Below are 18,218 nucleotides of genomic sequence, written 5' to 3'. Positions count from 1 at the left end.
TGTTTTTAAATGTTTTACATCTTATCCTAATAATTTAAGTATAGCTTTTATCTAAAGAGAATTTCCTTAAAACCTTTTTTAATCGATTCATTAGAAGATGCTGCCTGCTCCGTAAAGTAAACCGCTCTGTGGCATCCAGCCCCTCCTGTAAAAATAAATCGGACTAAATATAATTGTTAAGTCTGTAAGAGATATAGCGATACCCTATATTTTCCCTGCTATTTATATAAATTACGTATTTAACGCTGCTTTTTTCTGCTTAATTGCGACAAATACCTGACTTTAATTATTATAAAACATGAGCATCTTGTCGCCGTTTTTATAGGACATCTAATCTCTAAAATTATGAAACATCAAATTCCTATTCAACATACTGGCCGTAGTATGGATGCTTCAGAGTCTGTATGCTTCCCTGAGAAAGTGGATGCTAAAGATTTTTATGAAATAGTCCATAACCGACTACTTAGGATAGATAAGTGGTATGAGTTAGCGGATCTTCCGATTGCTTCTTTCGTACAAATTGATCAAAATGGAAAGGAGACCTTCGATTTAGCAAAAGTTGGCAACTACATTAAAATTGACATTCCGGGACCAGATCTATTAAGTACTCAAGGTTTTGATTTCGTAAGAATTGAACGCATTGACGAAACAGATGAGGATAACCTTCAGGAGGTAACTTTAACATTACGCCCAAGCTCGGATCCTAATGATGAGTCAGATAATGAAACTAAGCACTTTTTCAAGAATGTAGCGACGTCCACCATACAGATTAAACGTATCAATGCGAGTATAAATGCAAATTATTTTGGTCGGAATGAACTCCTGAATTTAGAAACAGAAGCGCTTACAGATAAACTACGTAATTTTTTTGTTGGGATGGGAGCCCGTTTGGGCGCTTCTTATCCACAATGGAAATTATTGCTTAAAGGATTAATAAACAGCAATATTATTCAGGGAAACCGAAATAAACCTCTCTAGCATCATTACAGCTCAGAAGACTTTTTATTTAAATTCTCCTGCTGTCCATTGCTTGCGTCCATTTAGTTCGGTTACAGCGTTTACAAAAGTCTTCGTCTGGTATTGTTTCCTCTACTCTTCCACAATACATACAGGCAAACGGACCAGATTGAAACTCCTCCTTTACCTGCCGGTAATCATCCGGGAATAGGGGTAATCCGTACTTTACTTCCTTATCTGCATAAAAAAGTATACTCATTGTTCCATCTATTTCTAATACTGCCATTTTTACCTGACCCAGATGCTCTACGGATTGATTGCGCAATTCAGAGAAAAACTCCATCTTCGAAAAATCTCCGTCATGCTCATGTTTCAGATCAAACTCGCCTGCTCTGACCACAACCATAGCCTGACCTTCCAGCATTTTATTGAGGAAGGCAGATTTTGACGAAGCCCATGTCACGAATTTATAAATCAGTATTACTGAAAATAACACTACAAAAGCATACAGCACGGGCAGCTCTTCCTGAAACATCGGATCTCCTGCAGCAGAACCGAGACTCAGGATGATCGCCACTTCAAAAAGGGTCAACTGCCGTACACCTTTCTTGCCTGATAACCTAAGGATAATCAGGATCAAAGCAAACATAATAACAGAGCGCACAACAATCTCTCCGAGAAAACCCCATTCCACTCCCTCTAAAAAGATTTTTCTAAAGCCGTCCATAGATACTATTTTTTAGACGTTTTTTTCTTCGGTTCTTTAGGGTAGGTATGCATATCAGGCATAGTATGAAGCTGCCCGATCTGAGGATCTACCCCTGCTTCTCCATCTTCCTCTTGTTTTTTATCCCTTTTTTCAACTACTGACGTAATGGTTTTTTCCTTCTTGGGTTGTCTGTCTTTATTAATGATTCCAACTTTTGCATTCTCCTTTTTAATAGCCATGATCTTTAAGTTTTAATGATAATCTGTTTTAGTAAAACACAGATATTACGGTGAAAGTTTTTAAGGGCCTGTCTCAGGCAAAGGTTTATGTGATATACCTGATCACATAGGATTAATACGCAATGTATGCTGTATCCTAAACATTCTCTTACAGGAGGCTGTTTAATACATACATCTATACACATATATTATGAACAAAATAGCCATATTAGCTGCAGACGGTTTTGAGGAAATTGAATTAAAATCACCAAAAATATATTTGCAGAATAAGGGATATCAGGCAGACATTGTATCGCCAAAAGATATAGAATTTGTACGGTCATGGAATCATTTTGACTGGGGTCCTTCCTACCCGATTGATGTACATCTTGCAGAGGCTGATCCGTCAGTTTATGAAGCACTGATTTTACCCGGAGGAACACTGAGTCCTGATGCTCTTCGTGTCTTACCTAAAGCACTAGATTTTATCAGGCATTTTATTGAACAAAATAAACTGATAGCTGCAATCTGTCACGGTGCCTGGCCGCTTATAGAACTTGACTTTGTAAAAGGAAAGAGAATGACTTCTGTCAGCAATATCCGCTCCGATCTGAAAAATGCAGGGGCAATCTGGGAAGATGATGCGGTCATTCAGGATGGCAACCTGATCAGTAGCCGCACTCCGGATGATCTCGAATTCTTCAATAGCGCTATTACAGCATATCTGGAAGAAGTATTACTTTAAATTTAACCATTAACATAAATGCGGGCTTTTCATAAACAGAAGAGCCCGCATTTTTATTTTTAGACGTTTATAAGAACTACACCGTAAGATCTCCATGTATACCATCATGATCTGGCTTTCCGGTTAGCAAAGATTTTAGCATTTTGAATGCTGCTACAGGAGCAATATTCTTATTATCCCAATAATGACCTTCTAAAATTTCTACTCTCAATAAAACAATCCGGGGATCTTCCGGTCCATCAAACCAGATTTCTAATGCGGGACTCCAAAGTTCATTGATCTTCTCCTGATTTTCCAGTTCTTCGGCTATCCCATATAAATTCAGAAAGCCTGCTCTCTTACCACTTTGCATCATAAGATTAACAAAAGGATCTTTAGCAACTTCTTCATCCTTGTGTGTCTGCGAAGAAGTCATAAACCACAGATAACCATTATCATCTACCTGTAACACTGTCATTGGCCGTACAGAAAGTGGCACTCCTGTACGTATATCTGTACAGAAAAAGCATGTTTTGGCATCATCTACAATTTCTCTTATTTTTTCTAAGGCCTTCTGTCCGTCTAGATTTTCTTCTCTGTTTTGTTCTGTGTTCATATTATTTCTCCTGTTTATTTAATATTCTGTGTTGTAAAAATTACAGACTAAGCTGTCTAAAAAAAACAATTGCTCAGGGGATAAGTTTCCATATCAGGATCAATCAGGTATAAAGAAATCTAATTCGTATTAATACGGAAATAATAATAATTAATACCCCTTCTGAAGCTTTGAAATAATTATAAATAACTGAATATCAATATATTAAATCAATTTTTTAAAATTTCAAAATAAACTTTTCGTCAGATTTTACGTTTCTTCTTTACATCGCTATTTATTCATTATTAAAAAGGAGAAGATATGACTACGGAAAACAAAACAGCTGAAATTGTGAATGATCTTATTGAAATCAATAATGACAGAATTGAAGGATATACCAGAGCATTAGAAGATCTTAAAGACGAAGAAAATCTTGATCTGAGATCTCTGTTTGAAGATTATATCCAACAAACCCGTCAATTCAACAGCGAACTTAATCCATTGGTTGTCATCAATGGTGAGGAGCCAACTACAGGTACACGTACATCAGGCAAATTGCACCGTTTATGGCTGGATGTAAAGGCTACATTCAGCGGTAATGATCGTAAGAGTATTCTTGAGGAATGTGAACGTGGAGAAGATGCAAGCAAAAAAGCTTACCAGGAGGCATTACGTGAAGCACCACATCTTCCTATTAACGTGGTAGATGTGATCAGAAGTCAGGCTGAAAAACAATTGCAGGCTCATGATCGCATACGTGATCTTAGAGACAGCAGTAGATAAAATTTAAGTTATTTGCTTCGGTCTAACCGTATATCCAAACGACAAATTCAGATTAAATAATCAGACTATGGATACGACATACAATTATATTCATGAATTAAGAAATCGTCAGATGGCTTTACGTGCCAAGATCGAAGCAAGTACAATTGCAGGAGAGATCCAATTCTCCTATGGACAGGATTGTTATCAAGAAGAAGCCAGATCTATGGGGCTACGCATGATTCGGGACGGTCTTGACTTGAAAGGTGAACAAATAATCCTTGGGTTTGTGAGGGAACATTATCCGGATTATGTGGAGGAAGAATTAAGATGGATCAGCAAGATGATGCGCTATCTGAATAAGATTACAGATACCCTTATTGATAATTTGCTTGCTGAGGGATACATCGCTCTTCATGGTAATATTGATCTTCCAAATGAAAACACCTTATTTTATCCGCTCAAAATATTAGATGAGGAGAGTCTTTTATATTATAAACTGAATATCAATACGCTCGTTGATCTAAGCCGTTCTCAGGATCTGGAACATCTGGAAGGTTGGGTATATTATAAGTCCTAGCATTCTCTAAATATCAATCATTATAGGTAAAGTAAGGCAAAGGAATTGCCTACTTATATGCACCGCTGCTGGAATGAGGTTCCAGACAGTAATTCAGGATATAGTCAACGGTACAATTTTAACGATTGTACCGTTTTTATTTCCGGAAGCTTCTTTTGTTTATTCTGATCTTTTTATAGTTCGTTTATGAAATTAACCTTCCTTTGAGCTTAATAAAAGTTGAAAAAGTGATTGTAAAAAATACTTCTCCCGAAGTATTAATACCTGTTCCAAAAGAATTAATCCTCTTTTAATACGATATGTTCTTTTGCTCAGGAACATTATGTTGACTTCGCTGTTTATATACTTACAGCACATAACAGTTGCCGGCAAATTTAACATTATCTACACATGAGAACTGCTATCATCGGAACATACCCACCCAGACAGTGTGGTATCGCCACTTTCACACAAGATCTTTATAAAGCGATGGTAAAATCATCTGCTGAAACACACAGTATATTTGCAATGTCGGATGGATCAGAAGATTCCTTTCCGGAAGAAGTCGCTTTTGTAATAGACCGAAACAATGTGGATAGTTATAAGAATGCAGCTCACCTGATTAATTCGTATTATGATGCTTGTATTATTCAGCATGAGTACGGAATTTTTGGAGGAGACACCGGTGAATTCATTCTCGAGCTTCTGTATAAATTACAAGTTCCGGTAATAACCAATTTACACACGGTACTCCAGCAGCCTAATGCTAATGAACAGCGTATTTTGCAACAACTGTCTATGTATAGCAGTAAAATAACAGTGATGACTGAACGCGCAATTCATATGTTGAGCGATATTTATCAGGTTGATACTCAACTGGTCGAACTCATTCCACATGGAGTGCCGGATTTCAATTACGACCAGGAGGAAGCGAAAGCAAAACTTGGATTAAGTGATAAAAAAGTCATGCTTAGCTTTGGTTTTCTTGGAAGAAGTAAGGGTTTTGAAACCGCTATTGATGCAGTCGCATCTGTGAAGGATAGTGATTTTAAATATATAATACTTGGATCTACTCACCCCAATATTATACGCCATGAAGGGGAAATATACAGACAGTCTCTTATGGATAAGGTCAAAGAACTGGGTATAGAAGACAAAGTAGAGTTTGTCGATACGTTTGCCACAGAAGAATTACTGGTTCAATATCTGAGCGCCTGTGATATTTATGTAACACCATATCCTAATGAAAATCAGATAAGTAGCGGTACATTGTCATTCGCAATTGGTGCAGGTGCGGCAGTGCTTTCGACTCCATACTGGTATGCTAAAGATCTGCTGGCAGATGATCGGGGAATATTGTTTGACTTTAAAGATTCGGAAGGCCTGGCTACTATTATCAATCTTTTACTGGAAGAACCTTTACTTATGGCCAGATACAGATCCAATGCGCAACTATATGGACAGGAAATGTCATGGACTAATATTGGGAAGCGACATTTGGCTTTATTGCAAAGCCTTAAAAAGACAGATGCCAAGCCAACTATTTCATTCAACAGCCGGACGCTGAAAAAGAATATAGCGGCTCTGTTTCCCACGGGCAATAGCAGACTCTCTTCGTAAACCCCATAAATGAAATGAACAAGCCGTATTTAAAGGTAATGGATGAAAATCCGGCAGCCGCTGCCCTTGATGTAGATCTGATTACTGAATTAGCAGAAAAAGTACCTTCTTTTGACCTCAGTCATATAAAAAGGTTAACCAACCATGTGGGAATACTGCAACATGCCACATACATAACGCCAAACTATCATCACGGATACTGTATTGACGATAATGCAAGGGCACTTATACTGGCTTTGATGGCTTTTGAAAAAGACCCGTCTGAAGACCACCATCAATTGATATCTACATATCTGGCCTATATAAATTACATGCAGCTAGAAAACGGAAAATTCAGAAATTTCCTTTCTTTTTCACATGTTTTTTTAGATGATGAAGGCACTGAAGATGCCATGGGCCGTACTATATGGTCATTAGGCTATTTGCTGAAAAGCAATGTAAATACCAGTTTTCACAGATTAGGAAGAGAAATATTCGACCGTGCGGTACGCCATCTTGATGGGTTAAGATCGCCCCGGGCTGTAGGCTATAGTCTTTTGGGATTGGTACATCTTTCCGAAAAATCTCCTGAAGATGCCGGAATGAAAGAACTGATCAATCGTCTCGCTCAATATCTTGCCGAGGAATACCGGCAAAATTCAACAGCCGAATGGTCCTGGTATGAAAAGGTAATATCGTATGACAATGCAATACTACCTTTAAGTTTGTTGAGAGCTTCTGTAGTACTGGAGAATGAGTCTCTGAAACTTACGGCAATGGAGAGTTTTCATTTTCTGGACAATATATTATTTAAAGAATCTTATCTCTCCATCATCGGTAATGCGTCCTGGTATAGTGAGGGTGGAAGTCCCTGTATATACGGGCAACAACCCATTGAAGTCACATCTCTTGTATTACTTTATGAAGAGATGTATAGCATTACGCTTGAAAAAATATACAAACAGCGCATGTTGACTTCTTTTTTGTGGTTTTTTGGAAAAAATAAACTGGGTCTTCAGCTCTATGATCCATCCTCCGGAGGTTGCTGCGATGGTCTTGACAGTCATGGTGTCAATCTGAATCAGGGAGCAGAAAGTACAATATGTTTTTGGTTGGCATATCTAAACATCAACCGTCTGCTGTCCTGAAGCATCTTACTATGTCAATGCGTCCAGTAGCTCTTTCAGATCTACGGATGCATATGTAGAAGCATAATCTGACATAGCATAAGGAATGATAAGATGTCCGTTGTGAATAATCTGTCCACAGGAGTATACTACATTCGGCACATACCCTTCTCTCTCATCTGCATTAGGATATAGCAAAGGTTCATTCAACTTTCCGATTATCTTCGTAGGATCTTCGAGGTCCAGTAAAATTGCTCCTAACGTATATTCCCGCATAGGCCCTACACCATGTGTCAGCACAAGCCACCCTTTTTCGGTTTCTATAGGTGATCCGCAATTGCCCAATTGTACCAGTTCCCAGGGATATTCCGGTTCTTTCAGTAAAGTGATATCCTGTTGCCAGGTATTGATATCTTCTGAAAATGCAATGTAATTATTTTCACCATCTACCCGGCATAACATGGCATATTTGCCTTTTATTTTCCTTGGGAAAAGAGCTGCTCCCTTATTAGCAATCTTACCGTTAATGGGCTGTACTTTAAAATGAATAAAATCTTTGGTAGACATCAGTTTGGGCAGAATCGTGAACCCATCATAAGCAGTATAGGTCGCATAATAAGTCTGCTGATTTTTCTCTCCTCTGAAGCGTACAAATCTGGCGTCCTCGATTCCATTTTTCTCCGTATCTGAAATTGGAAAGATAACCCTTTCTGAAATAGAAGTATCCAGCGAATAAGTCATCTCATAATGAGAAGAAGCCAGCCACATAATCTGTGACATCAGTGTCTGACTATCCTGAGTCAACTCATTTTCCTGCTGCATCTCTTTGACAAATCTCCGGAGTTCTTCATATGTAAAGGAATCTGTTAGTTTGGCTCTGATAACAGCAAGCACATCCTCTTCGGGATCATGCATCTGTAACAGTTTATCTATAAAATCTTCTTTCTGATACCGGTGACTTTTAAATTGTTTTGGTTTTTCCAATAGGGTACCCACTTCGTCCAGATAGATATTGAGGTCTTTGTCAATAATAGCTGAGCGGAATACGATAGAGGATACATGTCCTTCACCAGTGGCTCTAAAACTCAGGATAATCCGCTTTTCCCCATCCTTTAATTGGGTCTGATCAGGCGATTCTACTACCGAAGGATTAAAAAATGCGGCAGCTTCAATAGAATATTCCATTGTAAAATAGGCTCCTATGAGGAGCTTTTCCTTATAACTAACATCCTCATCCTTAATATTCATTTCCCTCAGGATGGTTTCTGTTCTTTTATAATTTTTTTCTAAAATAGACACCACACTACGATGTCTCTTCGAGAAATTACGCAGCACCTGATTAAGTGTATCTGCTTTTTCCTGTTTGCTCATTTTCAGCACCCGCTGAACTATTTTGATAGATCGTTCTACACTGAGGTTAAAATAACGGGCAAGTACACGTCTGGAATCGGGCTTAAAAAAGATGCTTTTTCTGACTACATTCAGGGTCATAGGATTTATATTTATTTTAGAACGGTCTTCTATCCCAAATTGTTTGTCCATTTGAAAAAATTATAACCCGGAAACTGTAGGAGTTAAAACCTCTACCTCTTCTACTGTAGTCATGGGAAATGTCGATTTTAAAGTTTAACTTTATAAAAAATCGCTATCTATGATCCCCAATCAGATTCTGTGTGAGAATGAGCCTATTCATTTATGTGGCCGTGTGCAACATTTCGGCCTTTTATTGATATTGGATCAGAAACTCATTATCTCCGGTATCAGTGAAAATTGGGGAAACTACCTGCAAGAAGAGCCTGATCTTTATCTTGAACAGGACGCCGTTAAGTTTCTTTCTTTTCATTTCGCTGATCATGCAGAAGAAATTAAAGAGCGGCTCGATCACTTCTCTCATTCCATAGAAGGTCGTTCTGTTATTGAACTAAAGCTCGGACAATCCAGTTATTACCTGAGCATCTATAGGGTCAATGAGTATATCTATCTTGAGTTTGAAGCCACTTCCAATACACCCCCGTCGTGGCTGAACTTATACTCGTATTCAAAAAAGATAGATCGTTCTAATCAGAAGGTATGGGAACAACTTTGCGAAAGTGTGCATGACGTCATCCGATTTGACAGAGTTATGATCTATCAGTTTCTGGAGGACGGAAGCGGCAAAGTCATCGCTGAACGTGTAGCTGAAGATTGTGAGCCTCATTTGGGGCTACGATATCCGGAATTTGATATTCCTAAGCAGGCTCGCGCACTTTATCTCATACACCCGACGAGATTGACATCAGACATCTCTGCTCCGACTTATGCGATCAGAAGTCAACGACAATTAGATTTCGACCTTACCTACACCACAATACGGGCACTTTCACCAGTTCATTTACAATATCTGGAAAATGCAGGCGCTCAATCGAGCATAAGCTTTTCTATTATTGTACATGACAAGTTGTGGGGACTTGTCACTTGTCAGCACAGGACAGCAAAAGCCGTAGATCTTGCTCAAAGGCATCTGGCTGTATTGCTGACACAATATGCTGTCACCAAATATCTCAGTAATGTTAAGGAAAAAGATATTCAATTACTTAGGGAAATCAATACGTTTGAACTTGAACTTAAGGAGAAGCTCCTCATAAAGAATGATATTCTCTCCGCTTTATCTTCATCTATTCAGTCGCTTGGCGATCTTATCCACGCAGATGGAGTAGCTATACGTTATTCTGACCGTATCATTACACATGGAGCTGCCCCTTCTCCAAAAGAGATTGAAAGCATACATCAATATATCAATGGTTTCACGGACAAGCTGTTATTTAAGGATCATAATTTTCTTCTGAACCATAGCAGCAACTTCCGCTTTTGCCCGTGCTTTGCGGGCGTCGGAAAAGTAGATATTGACAGTAGCCGTACTTTTAGCATTTATTGGTTTCGAAAAGAATATGTGTATGAAGAAAAATGGGCAGGAAAACCGGAGAAAGTATTAAAATATGATTCTCAAAAAGATCAGTACTACCCTTCTCCGCGTACGTCTTTTGAAATATGGAAAGATGCTGTAGAAGGCACAGCTATGAAATGGAACAAAAACGATATCTATTTTATGCGACGTGTCAGGCAATTGATCAGAGAAAGCATGCTTCGCAAATCTGTCGAAATAAAAAGCCTCAATAAAGAACTTATTCTGTTGAACAATACACTCGACACCTATTCCAGCACGGTAACACATGATTTGAAAAATCCGCTTTCGACAATAAAACTATCTGCTCAATTGATGAAGATGCGAAAGGAAACAGATCCTGCATTTCTCAATAAAGTCTCTACCAATATTCTCGATGCGGTATCCTTAATGGAAAATATGATGTCTAAGATTCTGGAATTCTCTCGCGCCCGGGTCTACAACTTCAAACCGGAGCGTATAGAAGTGTCCTCGACTATCGAGCAGATTGCACAGCAATGTCTGGAAATTTACAATATGCCTCTTTCCAGTATTCAGACAGGAACACTTCGTCCGGTATGGGGTGAAAAAACATTGCTCTACCAGTTGTTTATGAATATCATCAACAATGCAGTGAAATATTCCAGCAAAGTAGAAGAGCCACTGATTACTATAAACAGTACGTTGGAAGGAGACTGGATCCGGTACGAAATAAAGGATAACGGAATTGGGATTGCTCCTGATGAACTTAAGACAGTGTATGAAATCTTCAAAAGGTTACCGAATGCATCGTCCTATGAAGGGACGGGAATAGGACTTGCTATTGTAAAACGCATTGTCGAAAGACTCAACGGCAAAATCGATATCCTCAGCGAATTAGGCAAAGGTACTACTGTGGTTGTCAGGCTTCAGGAAATAGAAGATTAGCTCTTTAACGTTCCTTATGATATTATGTTTTGTCATGATCCGGAGGAGGCAGGACTTTGACTTCCTTTTCAACCTCTTTCTCCTCCACATGCACAGCAAAATCAGAAGGCTGTATCGGAATACCTTTTATAGCGGCATATTCTCGTGTATAAATAGCTCCAAAATAGAGTATGGCCGCTGTATAATATACCCACAGCAAAACTAATATAATGGATCCTGCAGCTCCATAAGTAGATTCTGTGCCCGAAGTCTGGAGGTACAACCCGATAACAAATCGTCCGATAACAAATAATATGGCGGTAAAAAAAGCTCCTGAACGTACAGTTCGCCACGCAATCTTAACATCTGGCAGCGCCCTGAATATTATTCCAAACAGAATAAATATAACAGCAAAACTTATTGAGAAATTGATCGCATCCAGCAGAACTACCGTAATATCCGGAAAGTAACGTTGCAAACGATCTGTAAATGCAAGTATTACCCCATTCACCACCAAAGTAACCATCAGCAGAAACCCCAGACTTATCACAAGAGAAGAAGATAATAAACGGTCTTTGATGACCTTTACCCATCCCTTTTTAGGTTTGGCACGTACATGCCATATTCTGTTTATCGAATTCTGAATATCTCCGAATACCGATGTTGCTCCGATCAGTAACGTAATAATACTTACGACAAGAGCGAGATTTGATTTACCGGATAATTTGAGATTCATGATCACTTCCTGTATTTGCCTGGCAGCACTTGGTCCTACAAGACCTTTCATCTCCGTAAACACTTTGCCTTCGATAGCATCCTGACCAAAAAATACACCAGCCAAAGAGATAATTAAAACTAAAATAGGTCCTATTGAAAAAATAGTATAATAGGCCAGTGAAGCACTATACTTGAGACAATCCTCATTTATAAATCCCATAGCAGATGTCTTTATAATGGAAAAGAAGTCTTTAACAAAGTTGCTGCCTTTCGAATTTGTCCTACTCATCTTTTTCTTTTTTAATTAAACCAGAGTTTCATCTCTTATATAACAAGAGACTATAAGCAAAGTTTACCTAATGGGCAGAGTCGGGCATTAATACGCTCGCCTTAGTAGAAGTACGCATTATTAAAAACTTAACCGCAACAGCAGAACTATCTGATTACTAATCCGTTCTTCTATTAACAAATGAATTAAACCTTTGAAAACATAAAAATCATATAATTATGGCAACTACAACAGCTAAAAGCAGCAGTGCATCAAAAACTATACCTGCGAAATCCTCAAATAAAGAAGATTCCAAAATTAAAGCTAAATCCGGAGCGGCTAAAGATCTGGCAGATTTATTTGAAGACGGATTGAAAGATATCTATTGGGCAGAAAAAGAGCTGACCAAAGCATTGCCCAAGATGGATAAAAATGCAACTTCTCCGCAGCTTAAAAAAGCTATTCAGAAGCACCTCAAAGAAACGGAAGAACATATCGCCCGTTTAGAAAAATGCTTCGAATCAATTGGTAAAAAAGCTAAAGCTGAGAAATGCGATGCCATGGCCGGGCTCATTGAAGAAGGCAAAAGTATAATGGAAGAAACAGAAGTCGGCAACGTAAGAGATGCAGGTATCATTGCGGCAGCACAGAAAGTAGAGCACTATGAAATCGCTACTTACGGAACCTTAGCTGCATTTGCAAAAGTATTGGGTAATAAAGAAAGCTTAAAGCTCTTATTAATGACACTCGAAGAGGAAAAAAGCTGTGACGAAACTTTAACGGGCATCGCCGATACAAACTTAAATTCGAAAGCAGAATAATGATATTCTGTATTTAGTTGTGATTAAAGCGGGTTTTAATATTAAAATCCGCTTTTCTATGGTCAATCTATAGCAGGCTGTCAGCATCCTTTTTCATATTAATGGGCTCCCGACCTATAAATCTTTCTTTTCCTAACAAAAAGTTTATCGCTTTTCCGACATTTCGTACAATACTATCTTCCTGTTTTAAATGAGATATATAACGGATAATCTCCAACTGCAGGGATGGAGTTAAAGTCCGAAAAACAGCCTCTGCTTCTGAATTTTGTGTTAAAGCTTTTGCCAGAAGTGGATGTATCTGGATTTCAGGTTTATCAGCATTAAATGCTAACGTAAAGTCAGCCGTATCTCCAACAGTTTTTCCTGTAGCTTTGAGCATAGGGCCATTGATGTACAGGCGCCATTCGCCTGCATACTTAACTAATGTCTGGGTAAAAGCAATCCCATCAATGGTTAACGATACAGGAATTTTCCCTTTATGCTGACCGGCTGCTGTTATCAGTTCCCGCAAAACAAGTTCAGGAACAAACACAAAGGGATTAATACCTATTTTATCAATGACCGCAATAAAGCCCATTGTCTTACCTGTTTTAGAATTTCAATTCTTAAAGATAAATAAACGAATAAGGGGATCAAAAATAAATACGTCTATTCGGGCATCACTTTATATGTAGGATCATCTTCTACATTCACCTCAATGAGACCAGCCGCATCCGCAAGCAGTTTACGGGAATCTGCACTCAGGTGCCGTAATATGACACGTTTCCCATTCTCCGCGTATTTCGATGTCAGTTTATGTACTGCGTCAATAGCAGTCATGTCGACCAACCGGCTTTCCTTAAAATCGATTATAATCTGATCCGGATCTTCAGATACATCAAATTTTTCTGTAAAATGAGCGGCTGATCCAAAGAAAAGCGGACCATTTATTTCATAAATCTTATTACCTTCCGCATCTATACTCTTGCGGGCGCGAATCCTTTTGGCATTGTCCCAGGCAAACACCAGAGCCGATATTACCACGCCCACCAAAACGGCCAAAGCCAGATTGTGGAGCAGCACGGTTATAGCTGCTACCAGTACGCCCACAAAAATATCCGATTTAGGCATTTTATTCACAAGCCGTACCGAAACCCACTGAAAGGTACCTATAGAAACCATTATCATCACGCCTACCAAAGCGGCCATGGGAATACGTTCAATAACAGGACTGCCAATCAGAATAATAAGCAATATAGTCAATGCGCCTATTATGGCTGAAAGCCTGGCTCTGGAACCGGCATTCAGATTTACCAAAGTCTGAGCGACCATGGCACAACCGCCCATCCCTCCAAAGAAACCATTCACTACATTCGCAGTACCCTGTGCCATCGCTTCCCGGTTTGAGTTTCCTTTTGTATTGGTGATTTCATCCACCATTGAAAGCGTCAGCAAGGATTCAATCAGTCCTACTCCTGCCATAACCAGTGCATAGGGAAATACGAGCTGTAAGGTATCCCATGTCATCGGAACAGTTGGTATATGAAAAACAGGAAGGGATCCGCTCACGGATGCGATATCAGATACAGTCTTTGTCTCTATACCTCCGGCAAGCACAATCACGAAGATGACCATAATTGCGACCAATGAAGCAGGGATCGTACGGGTCACTTTGGGAAAGAAATACACGATCAACATCGTCAGTACTGTCAGTCCGACCATAATATAAAGAGCAGATCCGGACAACCAGTGACTAACCCCATTCTCCACCACCTTAAACTGATGTATTTGTGCCATAAATATAATGATAGCCAGACCATTCAGAAAACCATACATTACTGGTTGTGGAATAAGTCTTACAAACTTACCCCAGCGGAATAGCCCTACTAAAAATTGAAGTACACCCGCCAGAATGATCGCAGCAAACAAATATTCCACACCATGTGTTGCCGCCAAAGCAATCAGCACCACCACTGTTGCTCCCGCTCCACCGGAAACCATTCCGGGGCGCCCTCCTAGCACAGCTGTAATCAGTCCCATCAGAAATGCAGCATATAAGCCTGTAAGCGGACTCAATCCAGCCAGAATAGCAAAGGATAAAGATTCCGGAATCATAGTCATAGCGACAGTAAGACCTGCAAGGATCTCAATCCTATAGTTGACCTTTTGCTTAAAATCGAAGAAGGGGAGAAAAGAATTCATATATGAGTGCAAATATAAGGCTTATACTCCGAAACCTCCATCGTGTATTATGGCAGTAAATAAGAAGGATTCCTTAAATTGCACAAGCTACAGGAATTACTGTTTTTCAGGAAAACCAGTTTACATTATCAGTTGTTATCTTATAAAACACTTACCATACATATGAAAAATAAATACTCTTATAATTGCCTGTTAATCATCTGCGCCCTTATTTCCTTTTTGTTCATCCAATGCCAGACCATTCCAGAAAATGTGAAAGCTGTAGAAAATTTTGATCAAAGCCGTTATCTTGGTAAATGGTACGAAATAGCTAGGTTTGATTTTAAATTCGAGAAAAATCTTAAAAATACAACGGCCACTTATTCTCTCCATAAAGATGGGTCTATAAAAGTCGTGAATACAGGTTTTGATACTGTGGAACGTAAACAAAAGGAAGCTATTGGAAAAGCTAAGTTTGTAGACGAACCTACTAATGGAATGCTAAAAGTCTCTTTTTTTGGTCCGTTTTATTCGGGATACAATGTCATAGCTCTTGATTCCGCATATCGATATGCGCTGATAGCCGGCAAAAATCTTGACTACCTGTGGATCCTCTCACGGACCCCCACTCTTCCGGATCAGATTAAAAGAGAATATCTGATTAAAGCCAAGGAAGCAGGCTATGACCTGAACAAATTGATCTGGGTACAGCAAGATTCTGCGAAGTAAAAATACGTGAAAACACAAGAATAATACCTGTTCGTTATTATCTCCTAAACAAACATCGGGGCTTGCCGTTATAGATTTATAGTTTTCTTTAATGTATCAATCATGAGCAAAGATCACGGAAATCAAATCAAGGATGATGAAAAATACGAAGCTCTGCGCCATAAAGGCATGAGTAAAGAAAAAGCAGCACGTATTGCCAATACGCCTGATGCCAGCCGGAAGGGTGGAAAAAGTAGTGATCTTGATGACCGCAAAAAATCTGAGCTTTTGGCTGAAGCCAAAAAAATTGGAATAAAAGGAAGACATAGCATGAATAAAAGCAAACTTATTGATGCTATAAGAAATCATTGAAATCGATCAATTACAATAACACAACAGTAACCTTGACCCTGCATTTTTAAAAGATGTGGGGTCTTATTTTTCAAAGCTGTAATTTATTTATGAAGACCTCAGCCCCCTTGCCACATGCGGCACTAGATATCAAGCTTAGATATGTATCCGATAAGCAGCCCGGATATACCCGAAAAGAGAAAAACGGAAAATTCGTTTACTTTTCAGATAAAGGTAAAATAGCTGACAAGAAGGTATTAGACCGTATCCGGGCATTAGTACTGCCTCCTGCATGGCAAAAGGTTTGGATCTGCACTCAGGCAAACGGACACATACAGGCCACGGGTATAGATGCTCACGGCCGTAAGCAATATCGCTATCACAATGACTGGTCTGCCTTCAGAAATCTGAAAAAATTTGATCGCCTGGAAGGGTTTGCAAGAAAACTGAAACTTTTGAGAGTTCAGTTAAAGAAAGATCTGAGACGCAAGAAACTCACAAAAGAGAAAGTATGTGCCATAGCTGTAAACATCATGAGTCACACTTACATCAGAGCAGGCAATAAAGCTTACGAGCAGGAATATGGATCATTTGGGTTGACAACACTGAAAAACAAACATATTAAAATCGAAAGCAACAAAGTTTTTTTCAAATTCAAAGGAAAGAAAGGTGTCGTCCAACAAGTGTATCTCAAAGAACCTAAACTGGTAAAAATGTTGAAAAACATTAAAGATATACCCGGTCAGGAACTCTTTCAATATTATAACAAGAATGGTGAAATTGTACGGTTAGACTCGGGCGATATCAACTCCTATCTGAAGGAATCCATGAAGGACGATTATACGTGCAAAGATTTCAGAACATGGGCGGGATGTACGCTCGCATTAATGGTCATGGCCGGGATACCAGTTGCTGAAACTGAAACAGAACGAAAAAAGAATTTGGTTCATATTATAGACGAGGTCGCTTCAAAATTAGGAAATACACGAACTGTCACGCGGAACTATTATATTCATCCTGAATTACAAAATCAATATCTGGATCAGCGTCTGACACCTGTACTCAATCGTATAGTAAAGAAAAACACAGACAAGTTCACGCTCACAGAAATTGCAGAAAAATCCTTTTTAAAGTTTCTTTTATCTCTTCCTTCAGCATAGATTTTACGAAGACATATCATTTGTGATCTGGAGGATAGATCAGGAAAAAAATCCCTCAAGCTAAAGACTGTAAACAGCCAGTGCCTGAGGGAAAAGAAAAATGGTATAATTATATATATTATTGATAAACGGCTAAAACATTCTTCAATTTTTTTCTTGCCATATGAATCCGCGTTTTGACCGTCCCCACAGGCAAATTCAGATGCTCTGCAATCTCGTAGTATTTATATCCTTCAAAATACATAGTGAAAGGTACATAACAGCCTTTATCCAGTTCGGAAAGAGCTTGTTGGATATCGTCCATTACAAATTTATTTTCTCCCCAGTTATGAACAGCTGAAAAATACATCTGTGAAGAACTCACCTCTTCCTCGGTTGTAATGAATGACTGTGTTTTAGAAACTCTGCGATAACCATTTATGAAGGTATTCTTCATAATAGTGTATAACCAACCTTTAAGATTAGTTCCCTCTTTAAAATTTTGAAAGTAGGTCACAGCTTTGAGAAACGTCTCCTGAAGAAGATCGTTGATTTCTTCATTATCTTTTGTAAAGCGTTTTGCAAAGCTCCGGAGTTCATTTGTTTGCTCCATAACCTGAGTATTAAATTCGTTTCTAGTCATAATAGTAGATTTTTTATTTCCGCTTTGAAGCATATTACCGTTAACTCTATTTTGTTGAATCATCGCAAGACATTATTCAAAGGCCATGCTAAAACAAGTGGTTTTTTTCTTTCAAAAAGCGTATAAATACCTATAAACTTTTGGTTAAACAAACGCCCTTCCCCATGGAGTTTAAAAAGCCCAATTATCAGCAAGGCAGATACGTATTTATACGCGTATTTAACCCCGATGAAATTGAAAATTTTGGCAACTAAAACATAGAGAAGAATTTGGTACAGGCGTATACAGCTCTAAATGTCTATTTAATAATACAAAACAGTCTTTTAGACTTCTCT

General features: G+C 38.7%; 19 protein-coding genes. 11 read left to right on the top strand and 8 right to left on the bottom strand.

The genetic code is table 11. From position 1 onward, the window contains the following. The first annotated feature begins 345 nt into the window (after positions 1 to 345). Entirely contained in the window at positions 346 to 978 is a 633-nt protein-coding gene (locus tag I6J02_RS07820) for a hypothetical protein (RefSeq protein WP_201681177.1), read from the top strand. Positions 979 to 1,006: 28 nt separating this feature from the next. Here the strand turns inward: I6J02_RS07820 and I6J02_RS07815 are convergent, their stop codons facing one another. Continuing rightward, positions 1,007 to 1,684, bottom strand: coding sequence for a DUF421 domain-containing protein (locus I6J02_RS07815; RefSeq protein ID WP_201681176.1), 678 nt, complete (start codon positions 1,682 to 1,684; stop codon positions 1,007 to 1,009). 5 nt (positions 1,685 to 1,689) lie between these two features. Continuing rightward, entirely contained in the window at positions 1,690 to 1,905 is a 216-nt protein-coding gene (locus I6J02_RS07810; protein WP_201681175.1) for a hypothetical protein, read from the bottom strand. A gap of 190 nt (positions 1,906 to 2,095) precedes the next feature. On the opposite strand from I6J02_RS07810, the gene I6J02_RS07805 reads away from it, so the two are divergent. Continuing rightward, positions 2,096 to 2,629, top strand: a complete 534-nt coding sequence (locus I6J02_RS07805) for a type 1 glutamine amidotransferase domain-containing protein (RefSeq protein ID WP_201681174.1) — start codon at positions 2,096 to 2,098, stop codon at positions 2,627 to 2,629. A gap of 76 nt (positions 2,630 to 2,705) precedes the next feature. Here the strand turns inward: I6J02_RS07805 and I6J02_RS07800 are convergent, their stop codons facing one another. Next, the gene (locus I6J02_RS07800) at positions 2,706 to 3,224 is read right to left on the bottom strand and encodes a pyridoxamine 5'-phosphate oxidase family protein (RefSeq protein ID WP_201681173.1); all 519 of its coding nucleotides are present in this window, start codon (positions 3,222 to 3,224) and stop codon (positions 2,706 to 2,708) included. 300 nt (positions 3,225 to 3,524) lie between these two features. On the opposite strand from I6J02_RS07800, the gene I6J02_RS07795 reads away from it, so the two are divergent. The 4 genes from I6J02_RS07795 to I6J02_RS07780 all read left to right on the top strand — a co-directional run bounded on the left by I6J02_RS07795 (position 3,525) and on the right by I6J02_RS07780 (position 7,271). Further along, a complete protein-coding gene (locus I6J02_RS07795) occupies positions 3,525 to 3,986 on the top strand; it encodes a ferritin-like domain-containing protein (protein WP_201681172.1) in 462 nt (153 codons plus the stop codon). Positions 3,987 to 4,053: 67 nt separating this feature from the next. After that, positions 4,054 to 4,545, top strand: a complete 492-nt coding sequence (locus I6J02_RS07790; protein WP_201681171.1) for a hypothetical protein — start codon at positions 4,054 to 4,056, stop codon at positions 4,543 to 4,545. Positions 4,546 to 4,935: 390 nt separating this feature from the next. Further along, a complete protein-coding gene (locus I6J02_RS07785) occupies positions 4,936 to 6,144 on the top strand; it encodes a glycosyltransferase family 4 protein (protein WP_201681170.1) in 1,209 nt (402 codons plus the stop codon). Positions 6,145 to 6,158: 14 nt separating this feature from the next. Next, complete coding sequence (locus I6J02_RS07780; RefSeq protein ID WP_201681169.1) at positions 6,159 to 7,271, top strand: hypothetical protein; 1,113 nt, start codon at positions 6,159 to 6,161, stop codon at positions 7,269 to 7,271. A 9-nt stretch (positions 7,272 to 7,280) separates the two neighbouring features. Here I6J02_RS07780 and I6J02_RS07775 read toward each other — a convergent pair whose 3' ends face one another. Beyond that, positions 7,281 to 8,741: a glycoside hydrolase family 130 protein gene (locus I6J02_RS07775; RefSeq protein ID WP_201681680.1), complete on the bottom strand. Its 1,461-nt coding sequence runs from the start codon at positions 8,739 to 8,741 to the stop codon at positions 7,281 to 7,283. A 160-nt stretch (positions 8,742 to 8,901) separates the two neighbouring features. Here I6J02_RS07775 and I6J02_RS07770 point away from each other — a divergent pair, with 160 nt between their 5' ends. Continuing rightward, entirely contained in the window at positions 8,902 to 11,097 is a 2,196-nt protein-coding gene (locus tag I6J02_RS07770) for an ATP-binding protein (RefSeq protein WP_201681168.1), read from the top strand. 22 nt (positions 11,098 to 11,119) lie between these two features. On the opposite strand, the gene I6J02_RS07765 is transcribed toward I6J02_RS07770, so the two are convergent. After that, a complete protein-coding gene (locus tag I6J02_RS07765) occupies positions 11,120 to 12,082 on the bottom strand; it encodes a YihY/virulence factor BrkB family protein (protein WP_201681167.1) in 963 nt (320 codons plus the stop codon). Positions 12,083 to 12,300: 218 nt separating this feature from the next. Between I6J02_RS07765 and I6J02_RS07760 the strand changes: the two genes are divergently transcribed. Next, a complete protein-coding gene (locus I6J02_RS07760; RefSeq protein ID WP_201681166.1) occupies positions 12,301 to 12,882 on the top strand; it encodes a ferritin-like domain-containing protein in 582 nt (193 codons plus the stop codon). Between the two features lie 67 nt (positions 12,883 to 12,949). Here I6J02_RS07760 and I6J02_RS07755 read toward each other — a convergent pair whose 3' ends face one another. Together I6J02_RS07755 and I6J02_RS07750 are read right to left on the bottom strand one after the other, a co-directional pair. After that, positions 12,950 to 13,459 carry a DUF1905 domain-containing protein gene (locus tag I6J02_RS07755; RefSeq protein ID WP_201681165.1) on the bottom strand — a complete coding sequence of 170 codons (510 nt, stop codon included), beginning with the start codon at positions 13,457 to 13,459 and terminating at the stop codon, positions 12,950 to 12,952. Positions 13,460 to 13,530: 71 nt separating this feature from the next. Continuing rightward, entirely contained in the window at positions 13,531 to 15,063 is a 1,533-nt protein-coding gene (locus I6J02_RS07750) for a SulP family inorganic anion transporter (RefSeq protein WP_201681164.1), read from the bottom strand. A gap of 162 nt (positions 15,064 to 15,225) precedes the next feature. On the opposite strand from I6J02_RS07750, the gene I6J02_RS07745 reads away from it, so the two are divergent. From I6J02_RS07745 to I6J02_RS07735, 3 genes are all read left to right on the top strand, one after another. Next, entirely contained in the window at positions 15,226 to 15,771 is a 546-nt protein-coding gene (locus I6J02_RS07745) for a lipocalin family protein (RefSeq protein WP_201681163.1), read from the top strand. A gap of 102 nt (positions 15,772 to 15,873) precedes the next feature. Beyond that, on the top strand, positions 15,874 to 16,122 hold the full coding sequence (locus I6J02_RS07740) for a Rho termination factor (RefSeq protein WP_201681162.1): 249 nt from the start codon (positions 15,874 to 15,876) through the stop codon (positions 16,120 to 16,122). 89 nt (positions 16,123 to 16,211) lie between these two features. Continuing rightward, entirely contained in the window at positions 16,212 to 17,261 is a 1,050-nt protein-coding gene (locus I6J02_RS07735; RefSeq protein WP_201681161.1) for a DNA topoisomerase IB, read from the top strand. A gap of 118 nt (positions 17,262 to 17,379) precedes the next feature. Here the strand turns inward: I6J02_RS07735 and I6J02_RS07730 are convergent, their stop codons facing one another. Further along, complete coding sequence (locus tag I6J02_RS07730) at positions 17,380 to 17,883, bottom strand: RNA polymerase sigma factor (protein ID WP_236582350.1); 504 nt, start codon at positions 17,881 to 17,883, stop codon at positions 17,380 to 17,382. Positions 17,884 to 18,218: the final 335 nt, after the last annotated feature.

The organism is Sphingobacterium spiritivorum, assembly GCF_016725325.1.
Taxonomy (GTDB): domain Bacteria; phylum Bacteroidota; class Bacteroidia; order Sphingobacteriales; family Sphingobacteriaceae; genus Sphingobacterium.
The sequence above is the reverse complement of the archived record's forward strand: the minus strand, read 5'-3'. Positions and strand labels throughout refer to the sequence as shown.

What these genes read in the sequence shown, in the direction of transcription:
- I6J02_RS07820 (WP_201681177.1), top strand. Translation starts at nt 346, where the DNA reads ATGAAACATCAAATTCCTATTCAACATACTGGCCGTAGTATGGATGCT.
- I6J02_RS07800 (WP_201681173.1), bottom strand. Translation starts at nt 3,224, where the DNA reads ATGAACACAGAACAAAACAGAGAAGAAAATCTAGACGGACAGAAGGCC.
- I6J02_RS07785 (WP_201681170.1), top strand. Translation starts at nt 4,936, where the DNA reads ATGAGAACTGCTATCATCGGAACATACCCACCCAGACAGTGTGGTATC.
- I6J02_RS07745 (WP_201681163.1), top strand. Translation starts at nt 15,226, where the DNA reads ATGAAAAATAAATACTCTTATAATTGCCTGTTAATCATCTGCGCCCTT.
- I6J02_RS07770 (WP_201681168.1), top strand. Translation starts at nt 8,902, where the DNA reads ATGATCCCCAATCAGATTCTGTGTGAGAATGAGCCTATTCATTTATGT.
- I6J02_RS07815 (WP_201681176.1), bottom strand. Translation starts at nt 1,684, where the DNA reads ATGGACGGCTTTAGAAAAATCTTTTTAGAGGGAGTGGAATGGGGTTTT.
- I6J02_RS07765 (WP_201681167.1), bottom strand. Translation starts at nt 12,082, where the DNA reads ATGAGTAGGACAAATTCGAAAGGCAGCAACTTTGTTAAAGACTTCTTT.
- I6J02_RS07810 (WP_201681175.1), bottom strand. Translation starts at nt 1,905, where the DNA reads ATGGCTATTAAAAAGGAGAATGCAAAAGTTGGAATCATTAATAAAGAC.
- I6J02_RS07805 (WP_201681174.1), top strand. Translation starts at nt 2,096, where the DNA reads ATGAACAAAATAGCCATATTAGCTGCAGACGGTTTTGAGGAAATTGAA.
- I6J02_RS07795 (WP_201681172.1), top strand. Translation starts at nt 3,525, where the DNA reads ATGACTACGGAAAACAAAACAGCTGAAATTGTGAATGATCTTATTGAA.
- I6J02_RS07750 (WP_201681164.1), bottom strand. Translation starts at nt 15,063, where the DNA reads ATGAATTCTTTTCTCCCCTTCTTCGATTTTAAGCAAAAGGTCAACTAT.
- I6J02_RS07760 (WP_201681166.1), top strand. Translation starts at nt 12,301, where the DNA reads ATGGCAACTACAACAGCTAAAAGCAGCAGTGCATCAAAAACTATACCT.
- I6J02_RS07790 (WP_201681171.1), top strand. Translation starts at nt 4,054, where the DNA reads ATGGATACGACATACAATTATATTCATGAATTAAGAAATCGTCAGATG.
- I6J02_RS07735 (WP_201681161.1), top strand. Translation starts at nt 16,212, where the DNA reads ATGAAGACCTCAGCCCCCTTGCCACATGCGGCACTAGATATCAAGCTT.
- I6J02_RS07775 (WP_201681680.1), bottom strand. Translation starts at nt 8,741, where the DNA reads ATGACCCTGAATGTAGTCAGAAAAAGCATCTTTTTTAAGCCCGATTCC.
- I6J02_RS07730 (WP_236582350.1), bottom strand. Translation starts at nt 17,883, where the DNA reads ATGACTAGAAACGAATTTAATACTCAGGTTATGGAGCAAACAAATGAA.
- I6J02_RS07780 (WP_201681169.1), top strand. Translation starts at nt 6,159, where the DNA reads ATGAACAAGCCGTATTTAAAGGTAATGGATGAAAATCCGGCAGCCGCT.
- I6J02_RS07740 (WP_201681162.1), top strand. Translation starts at nt 15,874, where the DNA reads ATGAGCAAAGATCACGGAAATCAAATCAAGGATGATGAAAAATACGAA.
- I6J02_RS07755 (WP_201681165.1), bottom strand. Translation starts at nt 13,459, where the DNA reads ATGGGCTTTATTGCGGTCATTGATAAAATAGGTATTAATCCCTTTGTG.